Annotated in this window: 15 protein-coding genes; 6 read left to right on the top strand and 9 right to left on the bottom strand. The window is 65.3% G+C overall.

Going from position 1 to position 24,709, the window contains the following annotated elements; translation table 11 throughout:
* Positions 1-57 precede the first annotated feature (57 nt).
* From clpA to dnaE, 3 genes are all read right to left on the bottom strand, one after another.
* Complete coding sequence (gene clpA, locus BW39_RS08070) at positions 58-2,394, bottom strand: ATP-dependent Clp protease ATP-binding subunit ClpA (protein WP_012205339.1); 2,337 nt, start codon at positions 2,392-2,394, stop codon at positions 58-60.
* A gap of 63 nt (positions 2,395-2,457) precedes the next feature.
* Positions 2,458-2,835: an ATP-dependent Clp protease adapter ClpS gene (clpS, locus tag BW39_RS08065; RefSeq protein ID WP_012205338.1), complete on the bottom strand. Its 378-nt coding sequence runs from the start codon at positions 2,833-2,835 to the stop codon at positions 2,458-2,460.
* A 133-nt stretch (positions 2,836-2,968) separates the two neighbouring features.
* Entirely contained in the window at positions 2,969-6,502 is a 3,534-nt protein-coding gene (dnaE, locus tag BW39_RS08060) for a DNA polymerase III subunit alpha (protein WP_043820947.1), read from the bottom strand.
* 212 nt (positions 6,503-6,714) lie between these two features.
* Between dnaE and BW39_RS08055 the strand changes: the two genes are divergently transcribed.
* Positions 6,715-7,506, top strand: a complete 792-nt coding sequence (locus tag BW39_RS08055; RefSeq protein ID WP_012205336.1) for an outer membrane protein assembly factor BamD — start codon at positions 6,715-6,717, stop codon at positions 7,504-7,506.
* Here BW39_RS08055 and BW39_RS08050 read toward each other — a convergent pair.
* A complete protein-coding gene (locus BW39_RS08050) occupies positions 7,469-9,643 on the bottom strand; it encodes an ATP-dependent DNA helicase (RefSeq protein ID WP_043820945.1) in 2,175 nt (724 codons plus the stop codon). The genes BW39_RS08055 and BW39_RS08050 overlap by 38 nt on opposite strands.
* Positions 9,644-9,779: 136 nt before the next feature.
* On the opposite strand from BW39_RS08050, the gene BW39_RS08045 reads away from it, so the two are divergent.
* A complete protein-coding gene (locus tag BW39_RS08045) occupies positions 9,780-10,550 on the top strand; it encodes a PP2C family protein-serine/threonine phosphatase (protein WP_012205334.1) in 771 nt (256 codons plus the stop codon).
* A 10-nt stretch (positions 10,551-10,560) separates the two neighbouring features.
* On the opposite strand, the gene BW39_RS08040 is transcribed toward BW39_RS08045, so the two are convergent.
* The 5 genes from BW39_RS08040 to BW39_RS08020 all read right to left on the bottom strand — a co-directional run bounded on the left by BW39_RS08040 (position 10,561) and on the right by BW39_RS08020 (position 18,248).
* Positions 10,561-11,289, bottom strand: a complete 729-nt coding sequence (locus BW39_RS08040; protein ID WP_043821143.1) for a hypothetical protein — start codon at positions 11,287-11,289, stop codon at positions 10,561-10,563.
* 40 nt (positions 11,290-11,329) lie between these two features.
* A complete protein-coding gene (gene zapE / locus BW39_RS08035; protein WP_012205332.1) occupies positions 11,330-12,433 on the bottom strand; it encodes a cell division protein ZapE in 1,104 nt (367 codons plus the stop codon).
* A gap of 97 nt (positions 12,434-12,530) precedes the next feature.
* Complete coding sequence (gene lpdA, locus BW39_RS08030; RefSeq protein ID WP_013802658.1) at positions 12,531-13,958, bottom strand: dihydrolipoyl dehydrogenase; 1,428 nt, start codon at positions 13,956-13,958, stop codon at positions 12,531-12,533.
* 90 nt (positions 13,959-14,048) lie between these two features.
* Entirely contained in the window at positions 14,049-15,314 is a 1,266-nt protein-coding gene (odhB, locus tag BW39_RS08025; protein WP_013802659.1) for a 2-oxoglutarate dehydrogenase complex dihydrolipoyllysine-residue succinyltransferase, read from the bottom strand.
* 54 nt (positions 15,315-15,368) lie between these two features.
* Positions 15,369-18,248 carry a 2-oxoglutarate dehydrogenase E1 component gene (locus BW39_RS08020; RefSeq protein ID WP_034393004.1) on the bottom strand — a complete coding sequence of 960 codons (2,880 nt, stop codon included), beginning with the start codon at positions 18,246-18,248 and terminating at the stop codon, positions 15,369-15,371.
* A gap of 231 nt (positions 18,249-18,479) precedes the next feature.
* On the opposite strand from BW39_RS08020, the gene BW39_RS08015 reads away from it, so the two are divergent.
* From BW39_RS08015 to BW39_RS07995, 4 genes are all read left to right on the top strand, one after another.
* The gene (locus BW39_RS08015) at positions 18,480-19,643 is read left to right on the top strand and encodes an AI-2E family transporter (RefSeq protein ID WP_012205328.1); all 1,164 of its coding nucleotides are present in this window, start codon (positions 18,480-18,482) and stop codon (positions 19,641-19,643) included.
* Positions 19,644-20,001: 358 nt separating this feature from the next.
* On the top strand, positions 20,002-23,067 hold the full coding sequence (gene fdnG / locus BW39_RS08005) for a formate dehydrogenase-N subunit alpha (protein WP_081816151.1): 3,066 nt from the start codon (positions 20,002-20,004) through the stop codon (positions 23,065-23,067).
* A 10-nt stretch (positions 23,068-23,077) separates the two neighbouring features.
* Entirely contained in the window at positions 23,078-24,007 is a 930-nt protein-coding gene (gene fdxH / locus BW39_RS08000) for a formate dehydrogenase subunit beta (RefSeq protein WP_012205325.1), read from the top strand.
* A complete protein-coding gene (locus BW39_RS07995; protein WP_012205324.1) occupies positions 24,004-24,630 on the top strand; it encodes a formate dehydrogenase subunit gamma in 627 nt (208 codons plus the stop codon). Before fdxH ends, BW39_RS07995 begins: the two co-directional genes overlap by 4 nt.
* Positions 24,631-24,709 lie beyond the last annotated feature (79 nt).

The following is a 24,709-nucleotide window of genomic DNA, read 5'->3' as shown; positions in this document are numbered from 1 at the left end:
AAAAGCCGGCAGCCCGGGGGGCTGTCGGCTTGCGCGATGGGCATCAGGCGATGCACATCAGTCGGCGGTGGCCTCTTTAGGCTCGGCCGGCTCGGAAGCCGGGTCCTGCTTGGGCTGGGGCGTGATGTCGAGCTTGACTTCGCCCTTGTCGGCATCGTCGGCATCGGCCACCCAGTCCACTTCCAGGCGGCCACCATCGACCAGCTGCCCGAACAGCAGCTCGTCGGCCAGCGAACGCCGGATGGTGTCCTGGATCAGGCGCTGCATGGGGCGAGCGCCCATGAGCGGATCGAAGCCCTTCTTGGCCAGGTGCTTGCGCAGCGCATCGGTGAAGGTGACCTCCACGCGCTTTTCGGCCAGTTGCTGCTCCAGTTGCAGCAGGAACTTGTCGACCACGCGCAGGATGACCTGCTCGTCCAGCGGCTTGAAGCTGACGATGGCGTCCAGACGGTTGCGGAACTCCGGCGTGAACAGGCGCTTGATGTCGCCCATTTCGTCGCCGGCCTGGCGCGGGTTGGTGAAGCCGATCGAGGCCTTGTTGATGGTCTCGGCGCCCGCGTTCGTGGTCATGATGAGGATCACGTTGCGGAAATCGGCCTTGCGCCCGTTGTTGTCCGTCAGCGTGCCGTGGTCCATGACCTGCAGCAGCACGTTGAAGATGTCCGGATGCGCCTTCTCGATTTCGTCGAGCAGCAGCACCGAATGCGGCTTCTTGGTCACGGCCTCGGTCAGCAGACCGCCCTGGTCAAAGCCCACATAGCCCGGAGGCGCGCCGATCAGGCGGCTGACGGCGTGGCGCTCCATGTACTCCGACATGTCGAAGCGGATCAGGTCCACGCCCAGGATGTAGGCCAGCTGCTTGGCCGCTTCCGTCTTGCCCACGCCCGTGGGGCCCGAGAACAGGAAGGAGCCGATCGGCTTGTCCGGCTTGCCCAGGCCCGAGCGCGCCATCTTGACCGAGGAGGCCAGCGCTTCCAGCGCCTTGTCCTGGCCGAAGACCACACTCTTGAGGTCGCGCTCCAGCGTCTGCAGCTTGCTGCGGTCGTCGTTGGACACATTGGCAGGCGGAATGCGCGCGATCTTGGCCACGATGGCCTCGATCTCGGCCTTGTCGATGGTCTGCTTGCGCTGCTCCACCGGGATGATGCGCTGCGCGGCACCGGCCTCATCGATCACGTCGATGGCCTTGTCGGGCAGGTGGCGGTCATTGATGTACTTGGCCGACAGCTCGGCCGCAGCCTGCAGGGCGGCGGCGGCGTACTGCACGCTGTGGTGCTCCTCGAAGCGCGACTTCAGGCCCTTGAGGATGTCCACGGTCTCGGCCACGGTGGGCTCGACCACGTCGACCTTCTGGAAACGCCGCGACAGCGCCGCATCCTTTTCGAAGATGCCGCGGTACTCGGTGAAGGTGGTCGCGCCGATGCACTTGAGCTGGCCGCTGGACAGCGCCGGCTTGAGCAGGTTGGACGCGTCCAGCGTGCCGCCCGAAGCGGCGCCCGCGCCGATCAGCGTGTGGATTTCGTCGATGAACAGGATGGCGTTTGGCCGGTCCTTGAGCGACTTGAGCACGCCCTTGAGGCGCTGCTCGAAATCACCACGGTACTTGGTGCCCGCCAGCAGCGCGCCCATGTCCAATGAATAGACCACGGCTTCGGTCAGCACCTCGGGCACCTTGCCCTCGGTGATGCGCCAGGCCAGGCCTTCGGCGATTGCTGTCTTGCCCACGCCGGCCTCGCCGACCAGCAGCGGGTTGTTCTTGCGGCGGCGGCACAGGATCTGGATGGTGCGCTCGACCTCGTAGTCGCGCCCGATCAGCGGATCGATCTTGCCGTCCTTGGCCGCCTGGTTGAGGTTCAGCGTGAACTGCTCCAGGGGCGAAGCCTTTTCGTTGCGCTCGCCACCGGCGCCCTCTTCGGACTCCGCAGGGTTTTCGGCCTTGGCGGGCTCGGGCGGTTCGCCCTTCTTGATGCCGTGGGCAATGAAATTGACCACGTCCAGACGCGTCACGCCCTGCTGGTGCAGGTAGTAGACGGCGTGCGAATCCTTCTCGCCGAAGATGGCCACGAGCACGTTGGCGCCCGTGACTTCCTTCTTGCCGTTGCCGGTGGATTGCACATGCATGATGGCGCGCTGAATCACACGCTGGAAACCCAGCGTGGGCTGTGTGTCCACCTCATCGGAGCCTGCCACCTGGGGCGTGTTGTCCTTGATGAAGTTGGACAGGGCCGAGCGCAGGTCATCGATGTTGGCTGAGCAGGCGCGCAGCACTTCCGCTGCACTGGGGTTGTCCAGCAGGGCCAGCAGCAGGTGTTCCACGGTGATGAACTCGTGGCGCTGCTGGCGCGCTTCGACAAAGGCCATGTGCAAGCTGACTTCCAGTTCCTGGGCGATCATTGATGACTCCTTTTCGCTTGCTGGGGATTATTGACTGCAACCATAAATCAGGGCGGCCCGGGTTTATTCAACAGGCTCGAACATCGCCTGCAACGGATGGCCTGCCTTCTGGGCCGCCTGCAGCACCTGTTCGACCTTGGTGGCCGCCACGTCGCGCGAGTACACGCCGCAGACGCCGCGGCCATCCAGATGGATCTTGAGCATGATCTGGGTGGCCGTTTCGCGGTCCTTACCGAAGAGTTCCTGCAGGACGATGATGACGAATTCCATGGGCGTGAAGTCATCGTTGAGCATCACGACCTGGTACATCTGCGGCGGCTGGACGCGCTGGCGTCGCCGCTCCAGCACCACGGCACCGTCATCGTCGGACACGGGCCGCACTGTAGGGATGGCAGGAGGGATCGAAGGGGGTTGGGTTGCCATGAAAATCATTCTAGCCATCGGAGCCACTGTTTTCCGGAAGGGATATGCGAGGCATGCCTGAAGAATTCAAGCGCGGTGCCCGCCCGGGCCGGCAAGCACGCACCAAAGCAGTGCCTGCTCGCCGCCATCGGGCGCTGCGCCACCTTGCGGGTTATTCGTAGACCACCTTGACCTGGGCACTGCCAGCCTGGGCGTACCAGGCCGCCAGGGCCGCATCGCTGGGATAGAAGCGGCTGGCATCGCCCAGTGCCAGCTCGCAGCTGGCCGAGCCGCGCTCGTCCTCGCAGACCAGCCCCAGGCGCACTTTCATGCCGCGCTGCAGCTCGCCGTGCTCGCCCTGCTCCACCACGGCGGGGAACTGGCGCAGCAGGCCAAGCACGTCAGGCATCTTCTCCCCCACGCTGACCTGCAGGTAGCGCGCAAAGCGGCAGCGCGCGTCTGCCAGATTCCACAGCTGCTGGGCCTTCATGCGCAGGCCGCCGCTGAAATGGTCGAGCTGCAGGCGCCCGGTGATGACGACGAATTCATCGTCCTTGAGCAGTTCGCGGTAGGTGTTGAGCGTGTTCTCGTCCACCGAGGCCTCGATCACGCCCGAGCCGTCATCGATCTTGAACAGGCCCAGCCGCCCGCGCTGGCCGTTGATGGCGCGGAAGTCGCTGATGATGCCGGCCAGCGTCTGGGGCTCGCGGCTGTCGCGCAGCTCGGCCAGGGGCGTGCGCACGAAGCGGCGCACCTCTTTCTCGACCTCGTCGAACAGGTGGCCCGAGAGGTAGAAGCCCACCGCCGTCTTTTCCTGGGTCAGCCGTTCCTTCACGCCCCAGGGCAGTGCCTCGACCAGCGGCGGCTCCTGGGTGCTGGAGCCCACGGCGTCATCGCCCATCATGTCGAACAGCCCGCCCTGGTTGGCATTGGCCAGCGTCTTGTTGCCGAACTCGAAGGCATGGTCGATGGAGGCCACCAGCGACGCCCGGTTGAGCTCGATGGCGTCGAAGGCGCCGCCCTTGATCAGGGCTTCCAGCGTGCGCTTGTTCAGGCGCGTGCGGTCCACGCGCACGCAGAAGTCGGCCAGGCTCTTGAAAGGACCCTTGTCGGCGCCGCGCGGCCCCACGCCGCGGCCTTCACGCGCCGCAACGATGGCCTCGATGGCCTGCTGGCCCGTGCCCTTGATGGCGCCCAGTCCATAGCGAATGACCTTGTCGGTGACGGGCTCGAATCGGTACATGCCGCGGTTGACATCCGGCGGCTCGAAGCTGATGCCCATCTTGAGCGCGTCTTCGTACAACACCTTGAGCTTGTCGGTGTTGTCCATTTCCACGGTCATGTTCCCGCAGTAGAACTCGGCCGTGTAGTGCACCTTGAGCCAGGCCGTGTGGTAGGCCAGCAGCGAGTAGGCGGCGGCGTGCGACTTGTTGAAGCCGTAGCCCGCGAACTTCTCCATCAGGTCGAAGACCTCATCGGCCTTTTCCTCGCTGATGCCCTGCTTGGCCGCGCCCTCGCGGAATATCCCGCGGTGCATGACCATTTCCTCGACCTTCTTCTTGCCCATGGCCCGGCGCAAGAGGTCGGCGCCGCCCAGCGAGTAGCCGCCCAGCACCTGGGCGGTCTGCATCACCTGCTCCTGGTAGACCATGATGCCGTAGGTCTCGGCCAGCACCTGCTCGACCAGCGGGTGCGGGTACTCCACCACTTCCTTGCCGTGCTTGCGCGCAACGAAGCTGGGGATCAGGTCCATGGGGCCCGGACGGTACAGCGCGTTCAGTGCGATCAGGTCTTCCAGGCGGCTGGGCTTGGCGTCGCGCAGCATGCCCTGCATGCCGCGCGATTCAAACTGGAACACGGCCTCGGTCTTGCCCTCGGAGAACAGGTGGTAGGTGCGCGCATCGTCCAGCGGGATGTTCTCGAAGGCGAAGTTCTCCTGGCCCTTGTGGCGCTTGATGATGAACTCGCGCGCGATCTCCAGGATGGTCAGCGTGGCCAGGCCCAGAAAGTCGAACTTCACCAGGCCCACGGCCTCCACATCGTCCTTGTCGTACATGGCCACGGCCGAGTCGCTGCCCGGCTGCTGGTACAGCGGGCAGAAGTCGGCGAGCTTGCCCGGAGCGATCACCACGCCGCCCGCGTGCATGCCGATGTTGCGAGTCATGCCTTCGAGCTTCTGGGCCATTTCGATCAGGGTCTTGACGTCTTCTTCTTTTTCGATGCGCTCGGCCAGCATGGGCTCGGCCTCGATGGCGTAGGTGTACTTGTCGCCCTCCTTCTTCGGATTGGGCGGGTATTTGAGCGTGACGTGCAGGCCCGGCTTGTTGGGAATGAGCTTGGAGATGCCGTCGCAGAAGGTGTAGCTCATGTCCAGCACGCGGCCCACGTCGCGGATGGCCGCGCGCGCGGCCATGGTGCCGAAGGTGGCGATCTGGCTGACGGCGTCGCGGCCGTAGAGCTGCTTCACATAGTCGATGACGCGGTCGCGGTTGGCCTGGCAGAAGTCCACGTCGAAGTCGGGCATGGACACGCGCTCGGGGTTCAGGAAGCGCTCGAACAGCAGGTTGTATTCCAGCGGGTCCAGGTCCGTGATCTTGAGCACGTAGGCCACCAGCGAGCCCGCACCCGATCCGCGGCCCGGCCCCACGGGGCAGCCGTTGAGCTTGGCCCACTTGATGAAGTCGCCCACGATGAGGAAGTAGCCCGGAAAGCCCATCTTGAGGATGGTGCCGATCTCGAACTCCAGCCGTTCCACGTAGCGCGGGCGCTGCGCCTCGCGCTTGGCGGGATCGGGATACAGATGGGTCAGGCGGTCTTCCAGGCCGTTGAAGGATTCGCTGCGGAAGAACTCGTCCATGGTCATGCCGTCAGGCACGGGGAAATTGGGCAGCTGCGGCTTGCCCAGCACCAGGGTCAGGCTGCAGCGGCGCGCGATTTCCACGGTGTTGGCAATCGCGCTGGGAATGTCGGCGAACAGCGCCTGCATCTGCGCGGCGGTCTTGAAATGCTGGTCGCGCGTGAAGCGGCGCACGCGCTTGGGGTTGGCCAGGATCTCACCCTCGGCGATGCACACGCGCGCTTCATGGGACTCGTAGTCGTCGGGGCCGAAGAACTGGATGGGGTGCGTGGCCACCACGGGCAGGTTCAGCCGCTCGGCCAGTTGCACGGCAGCCAGCACGTGCGCCTCATCGTCCTGGCGGCCGGCGCGCTGCAGTTCGATGAAGAAGCGGTGCGGGAACATGCCTGCCAGCCGCTGGGCCACGGCGGCTGCGCCGGCCTCGTCGCCGCGCATCAGCGCCTGGCCCACGGGGCCGGCCTGGGCACCGGCCAGCACGATCAGCCCCTCGCCCAGCTCCTGCAGCCAGGCCCAGGTGTGCACGGCCTGGCCCTTGACCACGTTGCGGGTCCAGCCACGGGCCAGCAGTTCGGACAGGTTGTGGTAGCCCAGCGGGCTTTGCACCAGCACGATGATGCGCGAGACGGCGGCGCCGTTCTCGCCTTCGATCTGGATTTCCGCGCCCAGCACGGGCTTGACGCCCTTGGCCCGCCCTTCGCGGTAGAACTTGACGCCGCCAAACAGGTTGTTGAAGTCTGTGACGGCCAGTGCGACCTGCCCATCCTCGGCGGCGGCCTTGACGATGGCATTGATGCGGTTGGTTCCGTCCACGACGGAGAATTCGGTGTGCAGGCGCAAATGGACAAACATATGGGCGCCATTGTAGAAAGCTCCGCAAGGCCGGGACCCGTTCACGGCCATGCCTTTGCCGCCGCCCCCGCCTGCGGGGCGGTCATCGCAGGCCGTTACAATGCTTCGGCCCGGTTGCGGGAAAATCAGGCTTTGTGCGGCCCCTCAGCGCGGCCCGCGTCCCTGCCCGCCAACCCTCTCACCGCCCTTCGATTGCCCGAGAAACGTCCACCATGCAGCGTATTCCCCTGTCCATCGTTCCCGCCATGCTGGTCGCAGGCGTTCTGACAGCCTGCTCTAGTACGCAGCAAGACCCTACTGCCAAGTGGACCCCGGACCGCATCTATACCGAGGCCCGCGACGAAGCCGCCTCCGGCGCGTTCGACAAGGCCGTTCCGCTGTTCGAGAAGCTCGAAGGCCGTGCCGCCGGCACGCCCCTGGCCCAGCAGGCCCAGCTCGACAAGGCCTATGCCCAGTACAAGAGCGGCGACAAGATCCAGGCAACCGCCACGCTGGACCGCTTCCTGAAGCTGCATCCGGCCAGCCCCGCCACCGACTACGCCCTCTACCTGAAGGGCCTGGTCAACTTCAATGACAACCTGGGCATGTTCTCCTGGCTGTCGCGCCAGGATCTGTCCGAGCGTGACCAAAAGGCCGCCAAGGACTCGTTCGAGTCCTTCCGCGAGCTGGTGACGCGCTTTCCCGAGTCGCGCTACGCCGAGGATTCGCGGCTGCGCATGCAGTACATCGTCAACTCGCTGGCGCAGTACGAAGTGCATGTGGCCCGCTACTACTACGGACGCGGCGCCTACGTGGCCGCCATCGCGCGCGCGCAGACGGCCGTCAAGGACTACCAGGGCGTGCCCGCCGTGCGCGAGGCCATGCAGATCCTGGTGAATTCATACGACGCCCTGGGCATGACGCAGTTGCGCGACGACGCGCAACGCGTGCTGACCGCCTCCTACGGCCAGGAGTCCGACCAGGACCTCACGGCAAAGCAGAAGTCGTGGTGGAAGCTGTGGTGATCTGCGGCGCAGGCTGCGCCAGCGCCTGCAGGGCCTGAACAAAGGCCGCCTCGTCCACCAGGGTCCGCATGGGCGGCAGCGCGGCACGCAGCCGCCGCCCGTAACCCATGGTGGCCAACCGGGAATCACAGACCACGAGCACGCCGCGATCCGTCTCGCGCCGGATCAGGCGGCCGGCGCCCTGCTTGAGCGCCATGGCGGCCTCGGGCAGCATGTAGTCGGCAAAGGCCTGACGCCCCACGGATTCCAGACTGCGCGAACGCGCCTCGACCAGCGGATCGTCGGGCGGCGGAAACGGCAGCTTGTCGATGACCACCAGCTGCAGCGCATCGCCCGGCAGGTCCACCCCCTCCCAGAAAGTGGCCGAGGCCACGAGAATGCAGCCCCGCCCCGGGCTTGCGCCCGCGCCTTCCCTGCCTTCTCCGGCCGCAATAAAGCGCTCGATCAAGGCCAGCTTGGGCGCCTGCCCCTGGACCAGCACATCGAGTTCACCAAACAGCCCCAGCGACTGCTGCAGCGCATCGCCTATGGCGTGCAGCGCCCGCAGCGTGGTCGTCAGCACCAGCGTGCGCCCGCCCAGGCGCTGGGCGGCATCCAGAGCCAGGCGCGCCACCTCGGTGCTGTGCGTGGCACTGCCGGCCTGGGCGAAGGGCCGGGGCACGTAAAGCGCTGCCTGCCTCGCATAGTCAAAGGGACTGTCCACGCGCAGCACCTGGGCCTCGCGCAGGCCGCAGGGCTCGGTGAACCAGCTCAGGCGCTCGTCGTCACCCAGCGTGGCCGAGGTGAAGATCCACGCGGTGCCAGATGGCTGCCGGGGCAGGCCTGCAGCTTCGTGAACGGACGCGGGCGCGCCTTCTTCCTGTTCTTGTGGCTCGGGCTCGGGCTGTGCATCCTCTCGCTCCTGGTCTTCCAATCCCTCCTGCTCCTGCGTCAACCCCAGCAGCCGCGTGCGCATGATGTGCGCAATGGTCAGCGGAGACTCCAGCATGCGCATCTGCTGGCTGCCCAGCTCCAGCCAGCGCACCGTGTCCTGCACGGCGGCGGCGGCAAAGGTGGCCAGGCGCCGCAGCAGCTCGTTGCCGCGCTCGAACAGCCTGCGCAATTCGGGGTCGCTGACCTGCAGTTGCACCAGCGGTTCCAGCAATGCCCGCAGGCTGCGCCCCAGTGTGACCAGGGCGGTGCGCCAGCGCTGCGCGTCCAGCCCCTGCGGCGTCACGCCCTGCCAGGGCAGGCGCCCGCCCACCGGGGGCTTGCCTGCCGCCAGTCGCAGCTCGCGCAAGGCCTGCTCCACACGTGCCGAAAGCTGCATCCAGTCGGCCATGCCGCGCGCCAGTTCCTGGCCGGCGCGCAGCACATCGCGGGCATAGCCCGTCAGTTGCTGGCCCGACAGGCTCTGGCCCGCGAACTGCACGCCGGTGTCGTTGAGCTGATGGGCCTCGTCCACCACGACCACGCCCACGCTGGGCAGCAACTGGGCCACGCCCGACTCGCGCACATCCAGGTCGGCAAACATGAGGTGGTGGTTGATGACCACCACGTCGGCCTCCAGCGCAGCGCGGCGGGCCACGTTGACATGGCAGTCCTGCCAATGCGGGCAGTCGGAACCCAGGCAGTTGTCGCGTGTGGAAGTGACCAGGGGCAGCGCGGGCGAGCGCTCGTCCAGCGCGGGCAACTCGCCCAGGTCGCCCGTACGCGTGGTGCGTGCCCATCGCTCGACCAGGGCCACGCTGCGCAGCACCTGCGGGTCCTGCGGCGCCGTGCGGCCCTGGCGCACACGCTCCAGCCGCTCCATGCACAGGTAGGCGCTGCGGCCCTTGAGGCGCGCCATGCGCAGCGGCATGCCCAGCGCGGCAACGAGGCGCGGCAGATCGCGGGCATACAGCTGATCCTGCAGCGCGCGCGTGGCCGTGGACACCAGCACGCGCTGGCCGCTGAGCAGGGCCGGCACCAGGTAGGCATAGGTCTTGCCCACGCCCGTGCCGGCCTCGACCACCAGGGTCTGGCGCTGCTCGATGGCCTGGGCCACGGCCAGGGCCATGCGGGTCTGCCCCTCACGCGGCAGGAATAGCGCCTCGGCGCGCGACAGCAGGCCTTGCGGCGCGAAGGCCGCCTGCACGGCGGCGGTCAGGGAATGCAAAGGGCGGGTCCGTTTGTTGAAAAAGAGAGCGCCGCCGGGGCGCGGCGGGCCAGCGCCGGGGACGGTGCTCCGATAATATGCGCCATGACATTGGTGTGCCCATCCACCGCCCCAAGAGCCCACCAAACCAGAGACCATGCAGCCAGCGTACCGACTCCAAGCCGCCACAGGCATCCATCGCGGTGACAGGCAATACCAGCAAGACCAGGTGATGCTCATGGCCCACCCCTATGTACACGGCTGCCTGCTGGGCGTGCTGGCCGACGGCATGGGCGGGCGCAGTGGCGGGCGCAAGGCCTCCGACCAGGTCATGCTCACGGCGCGCCAGCTGTTCGAGCGCTTCGAGCCGGGCAAGGAGGACTGCACGGCGCTGCTGGAGAGCATCGTCCACGAGTCGCACATGGTGATCCGGCTGACGGCCATCTCGGCCGAGCAGGAGCCGCACAGCACCATTGCCGCCTTCGTGCTGCTGCCCCAGGGCCGCTGCCACTGGGTGCATTCGGGCGATTCGCGCATCTACCACTACCAGGGCGCGACCATGGTCCACCGCACCAAGGACCACTCCTACGTCCAGTCCCTGGTGGACAGGGGAGAACTCACCGAATTCGAGGCCCATGTGCACCCCAAGTCCAACATCCTGCTGGGCTGCCTGGGCACCGAGGCCGAGCCGCCCATGAGCCACCACGTGATCGAGCACGTGCACCCGGGCACCACGCTCATGGCCTGCAGCGACGGCGTCTGGCACTACTACACGGCGGAGGAACTGGGCACCGTGCTCAACGCGCTCACGCCGCGCGAGGCCACGGAATTCCTGATCGACAAGGCACGCGTGCGCGCCCAGGGCGGGGGTGACAACCTGTCGCTGGTGGTGCTCAAGCTCGAGGCACTGGAGCCGGTGACGGCCTGACCACCCGGACTCAGGGCGCCGCAGGCGCGGGAGGCGCAGGCAGTGGCGCTGCCTGCGGGCCGCGATCACGGGCGGCATCGGCGGCGCGGGCCTTGCGCTCGGCAGCCTCTTTTTGCTTGGCCTCGAACTGGGCGCGGGCGGCAGCTCGCCGCTCCTGCTCCTGCGCCGACTGGCGCTGCTCGATCTGCGCCTGGCGATCACGCTGGTGGCTGGCCTGCTGGGCTGCGCGCTGCTGTGCGTCCTGAGCACGCTGGGCCCTGATGGCCTGGGTGTCGCGCTGGGCGGCCGGTGGCCGCTCCTTGGCTTGCATGGACGAGGCGGCCTTCTGCGCCTTCTTGGCCTCGATATCCTCAAGGCGCTGGGCGGCGCGCTCCTTGCGCTCCTCGTCGTTGATCTGCAGCTCGCGTTCGCGCAGCGGCTTGTCCTGCTCACGAGCCTCTTCGCGCGCCTGCCGGAGGCAGTCTTCCACGGCAAAGCGCTGGTAGCACTCGGACTCCAGCGCCGTGCGCCGCCTGTCGATGACGGCACGCTGGGCCGCGATCTCGGCGCGTGCGGCCTTGCGCTCGGCCTGGACCTGCTTTGCAGCCTGGGCGCGTTCCTGCCGCGCATCGGCATCGCTATCCGCGCCAGCCTCCGCAGCCATCGCCGGGCCGGCCAGCACAAGGCAGGCCAGCGCAGCGCTCAGGGCAGCGGGCAGTTTCTTCACAAGGGCGAAAGCAGAGGTAGGCAGTTTCAACATGTACAGGTCCGGCAAACGACACCAGCGGCCGGGACCGGCCTCAGGTCAGGCTGGTATCCACCACACGGCGCTCCAGCGCCAGGAATTCCTTGGACTGCATCTCGTTCAGGCGCGATACGGTACGGGGGAACTCATGGGCCAGCGGGCCCTCAGTGTAAAGCTGCTCGGGCGGCACGGCAGCCGAGATGACCAGCTTGACCCTGCGGTCGTACAGCACGTCCACCAGCCAGGTGAAGCGCCGCGCGGGCGATGCCATGTTGACCGGCATATAGGGTACGTCGGACAGCAGCACGGTGTGGAACTGGCTTGCGATCTCCAGGTAGTCGTTCTGCGAGCGCGGGCCGCCGCACAGCTCGCGGAAGTCGAACCAGACCACGCCACCGGCGCGGCGGCGCGCACGGATCTCGCGCGCCTCGATGTGCAGCACCGGGTCTTCGTCCTTGACTTCGGCCAGCTTGTCGAAGGTTTCGGTCATGGCCGCATCGGCCTCTGCACCCAGGGGCGTGTGATAGAGCCGGGCGTTTTCCAGCGTGCGGCGGCGGTAGTCCGTGCCGTTGTCCACGTTGACGACTTCCATGCGCTCGTTGAGCAGGTCGATGGCCGGCAAGATGCGGTCGCGGTGCAGGCCGCCCGGGTACAGCTCGTCGGGCTTGAAGTTGGAGGTGGTGACAAAGCCCACGCCGTTGGCGAACAGCGAGACCAGCAGCCGGTGCAGGATCATCGCGTCCGTGATGTCGGCCACGTGGAATTCGTCGAAGCAGATCAGCTTGTACTTCTTGGAGATGCGGGCACCCAGCACGTCCAGCGGGTTCTGCGTGCCCTGCAGCACGGCGAGCTCGCGGTGGACCTCGCGCATGAATTCGTGGAAATGCAGGCGCACCTTGCGCCTGAGCGGCACGGCGTTGAAGAAGCAGTCCATGAGAAAGCTCTTGCCGCGCCCCACCCCGCCGTACATGTAGACGCCGCGGGGAATCTCGGGATGGTTGATGAGCTTCTTGAAGGCGTTGGAGCGGCGCTGGCGGTAGACCGCCCAGTCGTCGGCACAGCGCTGCAGCGCCTCGACGGCGCGCAACTGCGCAGGATCACTGTGAAAGCCCTTGGCTACCAGTTCGGCCTCGTAGGCCTCTCGCACTGAAACGCTCATGCAGCATCAACCATTCGCTATGTATTCAGAAGCTGAAAACGCTTGCAGGGCAAGCGCTTTCAGGTCTTTGGCTTGGGCTAGATGGCTAGCCTGGCACTCAGAAATTCAGAGTGCGCTTGTCGACGGCCAGTGCCGCTTCCTTGGTGGCCTCGGACAGCGAGGGGTGGGCGTGGCAGATGCGGGCGATGTCTTCGCTCGATGCCTTGAACTCCATGGCGACCACGGCTTCGGAGATCAGTTCCGAGACCATGGGGCCGACCATGTGCACGCCCAGGATTTCGTCTGTCTCGGCATCGGCCAGGAACTTGACCATGCCCGTGGTATCACCCAGGGCGCGCGCACGGCCGTTGGCCAGGAAGGGGAAGGTGCCAGCCTTGTACTTGACGCCCTGCTCCTTCAGTTGCTGCTCGGTGCGGCCCACCCATGCGATTTCGGGGCTGGTGTAGATCACCCAGGGAATGGTGCCGAAGTTCACATGGCCATGCTGGCCGGCAATGCGCTCGGCCACGGCCACAGCCTCTTCCTCGGCCTTGTGCGCCAGCATCGGGCCGCGCACCACGTCGCCCACGGCCCAGACGCCGGGCAGGCTGGTCTTGCAGTCGTCATCAACCACGACGCAGCCGCGCTCGTCCAGTGCCAGGCCCACGGCCTCGGCATTGAGGCCGGCCGTGTTGGCGGTGCGGCCGATGGAGATGATCAGCTTGTCGGCCTCCAGCGCCTGGGCTTCACCCTTGGCGTTGGTGTAGGCGATGGACACGCCCTTCTTGCCGCTCTTGATTTCGCCGATCTTCACGCCCAGCTCGATCTTCAAGCCCTGCTTGTCGAACGCCTTCTTGGCTTCCTTGGCGATCTGCTCGTCCACGGCGGACAGGAACTTGTCCATGCCTTCGAGCACGACCACTTCAGTGCCCAGGCGGCGCCAGACCGAGCCCATTTCCAGGCCGATCACGCCGGCGCCGATCAGGGCCAGCTTCTTGGGGGCCTTGCCCAGACGCAGGGCGCCGTCGTTGGACAGGATGTTCTCTTCATCGAAGGGCACGCCGGGCAGCGCGCGGGCGCTGGAGCCCGTGGCGACCACGATCTGCTTGCCCGTCAGCACTTCCTCTTCCTTGCCGGCAACCTTGATCTCGTAGCCGCCCTCGACCGCCTTGACGAACGAGCCACGGCCATGGAAGAAGGTGACCTTGTTCTTCTTGAACAGGTACAGGATGCCGTCGTTGTTCTGCTTCACGACCGCATCCTTGCGGGCGATCATCTTGGCCACGTCCATCTCGACCTTGCCGGTGGAGATACCATGGTCGGCAAAGTGCAGATTGGCGTGCTCGAAGTGCTCGGACGACTGCAGCAGGGCCTTGGAGGGAATGCAGCCCACGTTGGTGCAGGTACCGCCCGGAGCGGCGCCGCCCGCGGCGTTCTTCCACTCGTCGATACAGGCCACGTTGAAGCCCAGTTGTGCGGCACGGATGGCGGCGATGTAGCCGCCAGGGCCCGCGCCGATGACGATGACGTCGAATTGCTTGCTCATTTCAGGAATCTCTTGTCTGTGATGCATGAAAAAACCCACCGCAGGGCACGCGGCCAAGGGTGGGTTTTCGTCGTGTCGAACCCTGTGGAATTACAGGTCGAACAGCAGGCGCGAAGGATCTTCCAGCGCGTCCTTCATGGCCACCAGGCCCAGCACGGCTTCGCGGCCGTCGATGATGCGGTGGTCATAGGACATGGCCAGATAGTTCATCGGGCGGACCACGACCTGGCCGTTCTCGACCATGGCGCGGTCCTTGGTGGCGTGCACGCCCAGGATGGCCGACTGGGGCGGGTTGATGATGGGGGTGGACATCATCGAGCCGAAGGTGCCGCCGTTGGAGATGGAGAAGGTGCCGCCGGTCATGTCTTCAATGCCCAGCTTGCCGTCTGCCGCCTTCTTGCCGAATTCGGCAATCTTCTTTTCGATGTCGGCGAAGCTCATCTGGTCTGCATTGCGCAGGATGGGCACCACCAGGCCACGGGGCGAACCCACGGCGATACCGATGTCGAAGTAGCCGTGGTAGACGATGTCGTTGCCGTCCACGGAAGCATTGAGCACGGGGTACTTCTTCAGGGCGTGCACTGCCGCCTTGACGAAGAAGGACATGAAGCCCAGCTTGGTGCCGTGTTCCTTGGTGAAGGCGTCCTGGAACTTCTTGCGCAGATCCATCACCGGGGCCATGTTCACTTCGTTGAACGTGGTCAGGATGGCGTTGGTGGACTGCGACTGCAGCAGGCGCTCGGCCACGCGGGCACGCAGGCGGCTCATGGGCACGCGCTGCTCAGGACGGCCGCTGAGGTCTTCCTTGGCAGCGGGAGCCGACACCTGGGGCAGCGCCTTGGTGGGCACGCCGGTGGGGATGACGGCAGCCGTGGACTGCACGCCGCCCTTGACGGCGGCCAGGGCGTCGCCCTTGGTCACGCGGCCATCCTTGCCGGAACCAGCCACGTTGGCGGCCGACAGGTTGTTCTCGGCCAGCAGCTTGGCAGCGGCGGGCATGGCGACATCGCCCTTGCTGCCGCCAGTGGCAGCAGCAGCGGCGGGAGCAGCAGCAGGCGCTGCAGCAGCGGGAGCGGCGGCTGCAGCAGGAGCGGCAGCGGCCACGCCGGCCACGCCTTCGGTGTCGATCTTGGCGATCAGCTGCTCGGCCACCACGGTGGCGCCGTCACCTTGCACGATCTCGGCCAGCACGCCAGCGGCGGGTGCGGGCACTTCGAGCACGACCTTGTCGGTTTCGATTTCGATGAGGATCTCATCGATTGCAACCGCTTCGCCGGCCTTCTTCTTCCAGGTCAGCATGGTGGCCTCAGCGATGGACTCGGACAGCTGGGGAACTTTGACTTCAACGATAGCCATTTGTGATTCTTTCCAAAAGTGTTCTGTACTGATACGTAGCGGATGGGGGCTGCCTTACTTGTTCAGGACAAAACCCTTGAGCTTGGAGAACGCGCCTTCCACCAGAGCCTTTTGCTGCTCCTGGTGCAGGTGTGCGTAACCCACGGCGGGCGATGCCGAGGCAGCGCGGCCGGAGTAGCCCAGCTTCTGGCCATCGAGCATGTTCTCGTGGATGTAGTGCTGCACGAAGAACCAGGCGCCCTGGTTCTGCGGCTCGTCCTGGCACCAGACGATCTCGGTGGCGTTGCCGAACTTCTTGAGTTCAGCGGCGAAGGCCTTGTGCGGGAAGGGGTACAGCTGTTCGACGCGGATGATGGCGACGTCCTTGCTTTCCTTCTCGGCGCGCTTCTTGACCAGGTCGTAGTAGACCTTGCCCGAGCATGCGATCACGCGCTTGACCTTGGCCGCGTTCTTCACGACGGCTTCGTCCTGCTCGGGGATCACGGTCTGGAAACCACCGCTGGTGAACTCGGACAGCGGCGAGGTCGCATCCTTGTTACGCAGCAGCGACTTGGGCGTCATGATGACCAGCGGCTTGCGCAGCGGGCGCACCATCTGGCGGCGCAGCACGTGGAAGATCTGGCTGGCCGTGGTGGGCTGCACGATCTGCATGTTGGCGTCGGCGGCCAGCTGCATGAAGCGCTCCAGGCGTGCCGAGCTGTGCTCGGGGCCCTGGCCTTCATAGCCGTGCGGCAGCATCAGCGTCAGGCCGTTGATGCGGCCCCACTTGACTTCACCGGAGGCGATGAACTGGTCGATCACCACCTGGGCGCCGTTGGCGAAGTCGCCGAACTGGGCTTCCCAGATCACCAGGGTGTTGGGATCGTTCGACGCATAGCCGTACTCGAAGCCCAGCACGGCCTCTTCGGACAGGATGGAGTCGATGACGGTGAACGGAGCCTGGCTGTCGGCAACGTTCTGCAGCGGGATGTAGGTGCCTTCGCTCCACTTTTCACGCTTTTGGTCATGGATGACCGAGTGGCGGTGGGTGAAGGTGCCGCGGCCGCAGTCCTCGCCCGACAGGCGCACGGGGTAGCCCGATGCGACCAGCGATGCGAAGGCCATGTGCTCGCCCATGCCCCAGTCCACGTTGACATCGCCGCGGCCCATGGCTGCGCGGTCGTCATAGACCTTCTTGACCAGCGCGTGCGGCGTCACGGTCTCGGGGATGGTGGTGATGCGTTCGGCCAGGCGCTTCCATTCGGTCAGCGGGATGGCGGTGTCGCCAGCGTCGGTCCAGGTCTTGCCCAGGAACGGGCTCCAGTCCACGGCGTACTTGCTCTTGAAGTTCGTCAGCACCGGGTCCACGGTGTGGCGGCCTTCGTCCATGGCGGCGCGGTAGGCCTTGGCCATGTCGTCGCCCAGCGATTCGCCCAGGCCTTGCGTGGCCAGCTTGTCGGCGTACAGCTTGCGGGTGCCGGGGTGGGCGCCGATCTTCTTGTACATCAGCGGCTGGGTCAGGGCAGGCGTGTCCTGCTCGTTGTGGCCCAGCTTGCGGAAGCAGACGATGTCCACGACCACGTCCTTGGAGAATTCCATGCGGAATTCCAGCGCCAGCTGCACGGCCAGTGCCACGGCTTCCGGATCGTCGCCGTTCACGTGCAGCACGGGCGACTCGATCATCTTGACGATGTCGGTGCAGTACAGCGTGGAGCGAGTATCGCGCGGATCGGACGTGGTGAAGCCGATCTGGTTGTTGATGATGATGTGCACCGTGCCGCCCGTGGTGTAGCCACGGGTCTGGGCCAGCGCCAGGGTTTCCTGGTTCACGCCCTGGCCGGCAAAGGCGGCATCGCCGTGCACCAGCACGGGCAGCACTTGCTTGCCGTGCGGGTCGTCGCGGCGGTCCATGCGCGAGCGCACCGAGCCTTCGACCACGGGGTTGACGATTTCCAGGTGCGAGGGATTGAAGGCCAGCGACAGGTGGACAGGGCCGCCAGCAGTGGACACATCGGAGCTGAAGCCCTGGTGGTACTTCACGTCGCCCGAGGGCAGGTCTTCGGGGGCAGTGTGATCGAACTCGGCAAACAGGTCCTTGGGCATCTTGCCCAGGGTGTTGACCAGCACATTCAGGCGGCCGCGGTGGGCCATGCCGATCACGACTTCCTGCACGCCCTTCTGGCCGGCAGCGTTGATCAGCTCGTCCATGGCGACGATGAAGCTTTCGCCACCTTCCAGCGAGAAGCGCTTTTGGCCGACGTACTTGGTGTGCAGGTAGCGTTCCAGGCCTTCGGCAGCCGTCAGGCGGTCGAGGATGCGCTTTTTCTGGTTGGCGTCAAAGCTGGGCTTGGTACGGCTGGTTTCCAGCTTTTGCTGCCACCAGCGCTTTTGCGTCTGGTCGGTGGCATACATGTACTCGGTGCCCAGGGTGCCGCAGTAGGTCTCGCGCAGCGCGTTCATCAGCTCGCGCAGCGACATGCTTTCCTTGCCGAAGAAGGTGTTGCTCGTGTTGAACACCGTTTCCTGGTCGGCATCGGTGAAGCCGTAGAACGACGGCTCCAGCTCGGGAATTTCGGGGCGCTCGGTGCGCTTGAGGGGATCGAGATCGGCCCAGCGTGCGCCGACATTGCGGTAGGCGGCGATCAGCTGCTGTACGGCGGTGCGCTTGCGGCCCAGCTCGGAGTCGGCGCCGGAGGCCACGACCACCTTGGTGCCGCCTTGCTTGGCGCGCTCGGCAAAAGCGTTGATGACGGGCTGGTGCGGGACGTCCTTGGAGTCCGTGCCGTCGACTGCGGGCACATGCTGCAGTGCATCAAAGTACTCGCGCCAGGAATCCGGCACGCTACCGGGGTTGGCCAGGTAGTTCTCGTACATTTCTTCGACGTAGGGGGCATTGCCGCCGAAGAGGTAAGTATTGCCTTGATAGGCTTGGTAGACCGACGTCTGATCGCTCATATTGCGCTGACCTCCGCCTCCCTGAAGGAGGCATTAGCTGGTTTGTAGAACCTTCCGCGACACGGCTGTACCGATTGGCGGATGCGACTGTGGCTGGGGAAGGGCCTGGTTGCGACCGCCATTGTGCCACCGTTCAAACATCGCAGCAGGGCAGTTACCAAGCGATTACCTGGACCCTCCGGGAGTTCCCGCAGTCGCGTACATTGGCGCATCTTCCGAACGGACCGACAGATGAACCTGCTGCCCTTACACAAACGCACTTTCATGCTGCTGCTGATCGCGGCGACCATAGGCTTCGGTGCCGTGCTCTGGGAATTCATGGGGGCCATCTTCTGGGGCGTCGCCCTGGCCATCCTGTTCTCGCCGCTGCACCGGCGCCTGCTGGCGCGCATGCCTCGGCGCACCAATCTCGCCGCCCTGTCCACCCTGCTGCTGTGCCTGGTCGTGGCCATCCTGCCGCTGGCGCTGATCGGCGCCTCGCTGGTGCGCGAGGCCTCGTTGATCTATGAGCGCGTCAACAGCGGCAACCTGGATGCAGGCACCTATCTGCAACAGATCATGGACGCCCTGCCCTCCTGGGTCACACCCTGGCTGGAGAGGTTGCACCTGGGCTCGCTGGCCGAGCTGCAGGACAAGCTGTCCAGCATCGCCATGCAGGCATCCAAGCTGGCCGCCACCAAGGCGCTGGGCATAGGCCAGAACACCTTCGGCTTCCTGGTGGGCTTTTGCGTGATGCTGTACCTGCTGTTCTTCCTGCTGCGCGACGGCCGTGACCTGACCCAGCGCATCCGCATGGCCATTCCGCTGCAGGCCGACCACAAGGCCGAGCTGTCGAGCAAGTTCACCACCGTGATCCGTGCCACCGTCAAGGGGAACCTGGCCGTGGCGGCCGCCCAGGGCGCGCTGGGCGGGCTGATCTTCTGGATTCTGGGCATCCAGGGGCCCGTGCTGTGGGGCGTGGTGATGGCGTTCCTGTCGCTGCTGCCCGCCGTGGGCGCCGGCCTGATCTGGGCCCCTGTCGCCATCTACTTCCTGGCCACCGGTGCCATGGGCAAGGGCCTGATCCTGATCGCCTACGGCGTGCTGGTGATCGGCTTGGTGGACAACGTGCTGCGCCCCTTGCTGGTGGGCAAGGACACGAAGATGCCCGACTACATCGTGCTGATCTCGACGCTGGGCGGTATGGCTCTCTTCGGACTGACGGGTTTTGTGATAGGCCCCGTGATCGCGGCCCTGTTCATGGCGATCTGGGACATGTTCTCGCGCATGCAAGTGCAGGATGAGGAAAAGCGCCGCCAACTTGCCCAAGCAGGTTTGGCGCATGCTGAATATCAGACATCGGATGATATGGACCTCAAGCAAGCACCGCACGATCCGCGCCCGCCGGCACGCTGAGCCTGCTCCGGCCCCTCCCTCTGGACGGGGGCCGGAAATCCATTTTCAGACATTCAATGGGTGCAAATGGATCGCATTCGCGCAATAGCCTGGATTCATCGACCTCATTCATCCACTCAATGAATGGCGGATTGATATAAAACAAAATGTCCGAAGCCCTGAATCCAGATAATCATTTCAACTGATGATCCCGCCGGGCGGCGCCCTGGCAAGCCCCGCGCAGCAAGGCTTGGCGTGGAGCTTGCGCGCGAATGCCGCACAGGCCGACTCAGGATTAAGGGTTATTTCCCGGATTGATTCCGGGGTGCACTCGTAGAATTTGCTTACAAGCGTCAATTTCTATTAGAAGGTACCCCACATGGTCCAATTCTCCAGACGCCAGTTCATGAAAGTGACTGGTTCGACTCTGGCCGGATCCAGCCTGGCGTTGATGGGCTTCTCGCCCACTGCCGCCCTGGCTGAAGTGCGCCAGTTCAAGCTGGCCGCCACCACGGTCACCCGCCAGACCTGTACCTACTGCTCGGTAGGCTGCGGCATCCTGATGTATTCGCTGAGCGACGGCGCCAAGAACGCCAAGCTGTCGGTGATCCACGTCGAGGGCGATCCGGACCACCCCGTCAACCGCGGCACGCTGTGCCCCAAGGGCGCCTCGCTGCTGGACTTCGTCCACAGCCCGCACCGCCTGAAGTACCCCGAGTACCGCGCCCCCGGCTCCAACGAGTGGAAGCGCATGTCCTGGGACGAGGCGCTGACGCGCATCACCAAGCTGCTCAAGGACGATCGCGACGCGAACTTCGTCGAGCAAAACGACAAGGGCCAGACGGTGAACCGCTGGCTGACCACCGGCATGCTGGCCGCCTCGGCCTCCAGCAACGAAGCCGGTTACGTCACACACAAGGTTGCCCGTTCCTGGGGCCTGCTCGCACTCGATAACCAAGCACGTGTCTGACACGGCCCGACGGTGGCAGGTCTTGCCCCGACGTTTGGCCGTGGAGCGATGACGAACCATTGGGTCGACATCAAGAACGCGGACGTTATCCTGATCATGGGCGGCAATGCCGCTGAAGCACATCCCTGCGGTTTCAAGTGGGTGACCGAAGCGAAGGAGCACAACGGTGCGCACTTCATGGTGGTCGATCCGCGCTTCAACCGCTCCGCCTCCGTGGCCGATTTCTACGCCCCCATCCGGTCGGGCTCGGACATCGTGTTCCTGGGTGGCGTGATCAACTATCTGCTGACGAACGACAAGATCCATCACGAGTACGTGAGGAACTACACCGACTTCTCGTACATCGTGAAGGAGGAGTTTGCGTTCGACGAAGGCATCTTCTCGGGCTACGACCCGCAGACACGCAAATACGACAAGTCCAGCTGGGACTATGAGCTCGACGCCGACGGCTACGTGAAGGTGGACGCCAGCCTGCAGCATCCGCGCTGCGTGTACCAATGGCTCAAGCGCCACTACGCCAGCTACACGCCCGAGAAGGTGGAGAGCGCCTGCGGCACGCCCAAGGAAAAATTCCTGCACGTGTGCGAGAAGCTGGCATCGACCGCCGTGCCGGGTCGCGTCGCGACCATCCTGTACGCACTGGGCTGGACACAGCACACCACGGGCGCGCAGATCCTGCGCACGGGCGCCATGGTCCAGCTGCTGCTGGGCAATATCGGCGTGGCCGGCGGCGGCATGAACGCGCTGCGCGGGCACTCCAACATCCAGGGCCTGACGGACCTGGGCATCCTGTCGGCCTCGCTGCCCGGCTACCTGACGCTGCCCAACGAGGGCGAGCAGGACTACCAGAAGTACATCGACGCGCGCACGCCCAAGGCTATGCGCCCGGGCCAGATGAACTACTGGTCGAACACGCCCAAGTTCCACGTGAGCCTGATGAAGGCCTGGTGGGGACCGGCGGCCACGGCCGAGAACAACTGGGCCTTCAACTACCTGCCCAAGCTGGACAGGCAGTACGACATGCTGCAGGTGTTCGACCTGATGGCGCAGGGCAAGATCAACGGCTACATCGCCCAGGGCTTCAACCCGCTGGCAGCCCTTGCGAACAGCAACAATGTGCGCGAAGGCCTCAAGAAGCTGAAGTTCCTGGTGATCATGGACCCGCTGGTCACCGAGACATCGGAGTTCTGGCAGAACCACGGCGAGTTCAACGACGTGGATCCGGCATCGATCCAGACCGAGGTGTTCCGCCTGCCCACGACCTGCTTTGCCGAGGAAGACGGCGCCGTCGTCAGCTCCTCGCGCGTGCTGCAGTGGCACTGGAAGGCGGCCGAGCCCCCGGGCGAGGCCAAGACCGACATCGCCATCATGTCGGCCCTGCACCTGCGCCTGAAGCAGGCCTATGAGAAGGACGGCGGCAAGTTCCCCGAGCCGATCACCAAGCTGTGGTGGCCCTATGCTCATGCCGATCATCCGACCTCGGAAGAGATCGCCAAGGAGTACAACGGCCGCGCGCTGGTGGACCTGTTCGACCCCAAGGACCCGACCAAGCTCATCCGCAAGGCCGGCGAGCAGCTGGCCGGCTTCGGCGAGATGCGCGACGACGGCACGACGATGGGCGGCTGCTGGATCTGGGCAGGCTGCTGGACCTCGTCCGGCAACCAGATGGCCCGGCGCGACAACAGCGACCCCACGGGCATAGGCAACACGCTGAACTGGGCCTGGGCCTGGCCGGCCAACCGCCGCGTGCTCTACAACCGCGCCTCCTGCGACCGCAACGGCCAGCCGTTCGATCCCAAGCGCACGCTGATCCGCTGGAACGGCAAGAACTGGGGCGGTGCCGACGTGCCCGACATGGGCCCGACCATGCCGCCGGAGACCACCGATCCGTTCATCATGAACCCCGAGGGCGTGGCGCGTTTCTTCGCCCGCAAGGGCATGAACGAGGGACCGTTCCCCACCCACTACGAGGCCTTTGACAACCCGCTGGGATACAACCCCATGTATCCCGACAACAAGCTGGCGGTCATCAACCCGGCCACGCGCATCTTCGACTCCGTCAAGGATTCGGCGGGCTCGCCCAGCGAGTTCCCGCACGTGGGCACGACGTACCGCCTGACCGAGCACTTCCACTACTGGACCAAGCACGTTCAGCTGAACAACATCGTTCAGCCCGAGCAGTTCGTGGAAATCGGCGAGGCGCTGGCCAAGGAACTGGGCATCGAGACCGGCCAGCATGTGAAGGTCAGCTCCAAGCGCGGCTTCGTCAAGGCAGCCGCCGTGGTGACCAAGCGCATCAAGCCCATGAAGATCGATGGCAAGACCATCCACCACGTGGGCGTGCCCATTCACTGGGGCTTCTCGTCGACGGGCCGCAAGGGCTACATGGCCAACAACCTGACGGCATCGGTGGGCGATGGCAACAGCCTTACCCCGGAATCCAAGACCTTCCTCGTGAAGGTGGAAAAGGTTTAAGGAGCAGCTGATGTCATCAACCATGTCTCTCGATATCAAGCGTCGCTCGGCCACGACGACGCCTGCTCCCAGTGCGCGCGAAACGCACAGCGGCGAGGTGGCCAAGCTCATCGATGTCTCCAAGTGCATCGGGTGCAAGGCCTGCCAGACCGCCTGCATGGAGTGGAACGACCTGCGCGACGAAATCGGAACCTGCGCGGCCGGCGTCTATGACAACCCGACCGATCTGACCGATCAGTCGTGGACCGTCATGCGCTTTACCGAGTACGAGAACGAAGCGACCGGCAACCTGGAGTGGCTGATCCGCAAGGACGGCTGCATGCACTGCGAGGACCCGGGCTGCCTGAAGGCCTGCCCCTCGCCGGGCGCCATCGTGCAGTACAGCAACGGCATCGTGGACTTCCAGCAGGACCAGTGCGTGGGCTGCGGCTACTGCGTCACAGGCTGCCCGTTCAATATCCCGCGCATCTCCAAGAAGGACCACAAGGCCTACAAGTGCACGCTGTGCTCGGACCGCGTGGCCGTCGGCCGCGAGCCGGCCTGTGTCAAGACCTGCCCCACGGGCGCCATCATGTTTGGCACCAAGGAGGCGATGAAGGACCAGGCCGAGCACCGCATCGGCGACCTCAAGCGGCGCGGCTACGCCGAGGCGGGCCTCTATGACCCGCAAGGCGTGGGCGGCACCCATGTGATGTACGTGCTGCATCACGCAGACAAGCCTTCGCTGTACAAGGGCCTGCCCGACGACCCGAAGATCAGCCCCATGGTGTCCCTGTGGAAGGGCGTTGCCAAGCCGCTGGCCATGGCCGCGCTGGGTGCAGCTGCCGTCGGCAGCCTGTTCCACTACATCACCAAGGGCCCGAACGACGTGTCCAAGGAACTGGAAGACGAAATGGACCGCAAGGACCAGGAAGCCGCTGAAAAGGAGGCCCGCCGATGAAACGCAATCCACGTGACCTGGTGCGCTACAACGCATCGGAGCGTGCCAACCACTGGGTGGTCGGCATCTGCTTCATCCTGCTGGCGCTGTCGGGCCTGGCGTTCTTCCACCCGGCCTTCTTCCCGCTCACGCAGCTGTTCGGCGGCGGGCCGTGGACGCGCATCCTGCACCCCTACATCGGGGTGGTGATGGCGCTGTTCTTCATCATCATGGCGCTGCGCTTCTGGCGCCTGAACGTGGTCGAGCCTCGCGACATCGAGTGGCTCAAGAACGTCAACAAGATGATCGACGGCGACGACCACGACATGCCCGAGCAGGGCAAGTACAACGGCGGCCAGAAGCTGCTGTTCTGGGGCCTGGTCATCGGCATGCTGGCGATCACCGTGACCGGCGCGCTCATGTGGCGCGCCTGGTGGACGCTGCCCGTCAACGTGGTGCGCGCCGCCTCGGTGGTGCATGCCATTGCGGGCGTGTGGATGATCGGCTTGATCATCATGCACGTGTACGCGGCCATCTGGACCCGGGGCACCATCCGCGCCATGCTGTACGGCACGGTGACGCGGGCCTGGGCCAAGCAGCATCACCGGGGGTGGTATCGCAAGATGACCGGGGATAATGACTGACTCCCCCTGAGCGGCTTACGCCGCTTCCCCCTCTCTACTCGCTGCGCGAGGGAGGGGGACGGCACCCTCGGTGCGGGGC

Origin of the sequence: Delftia sp. RIT313 (assembly GCF_000632165.1) — a bacterium.
Classification (GTDB): Bacteria; Pseudomonadota; Gammaproteobacteria; order Burkholderiales; family Burkholderiaceae_C; genus Comamonas; species Comamonas acidovorans.
Note: the sequence above shows the minus strand (reverse complement) of the source record. Positions and strands in the feature narration are given on the sequence as shown.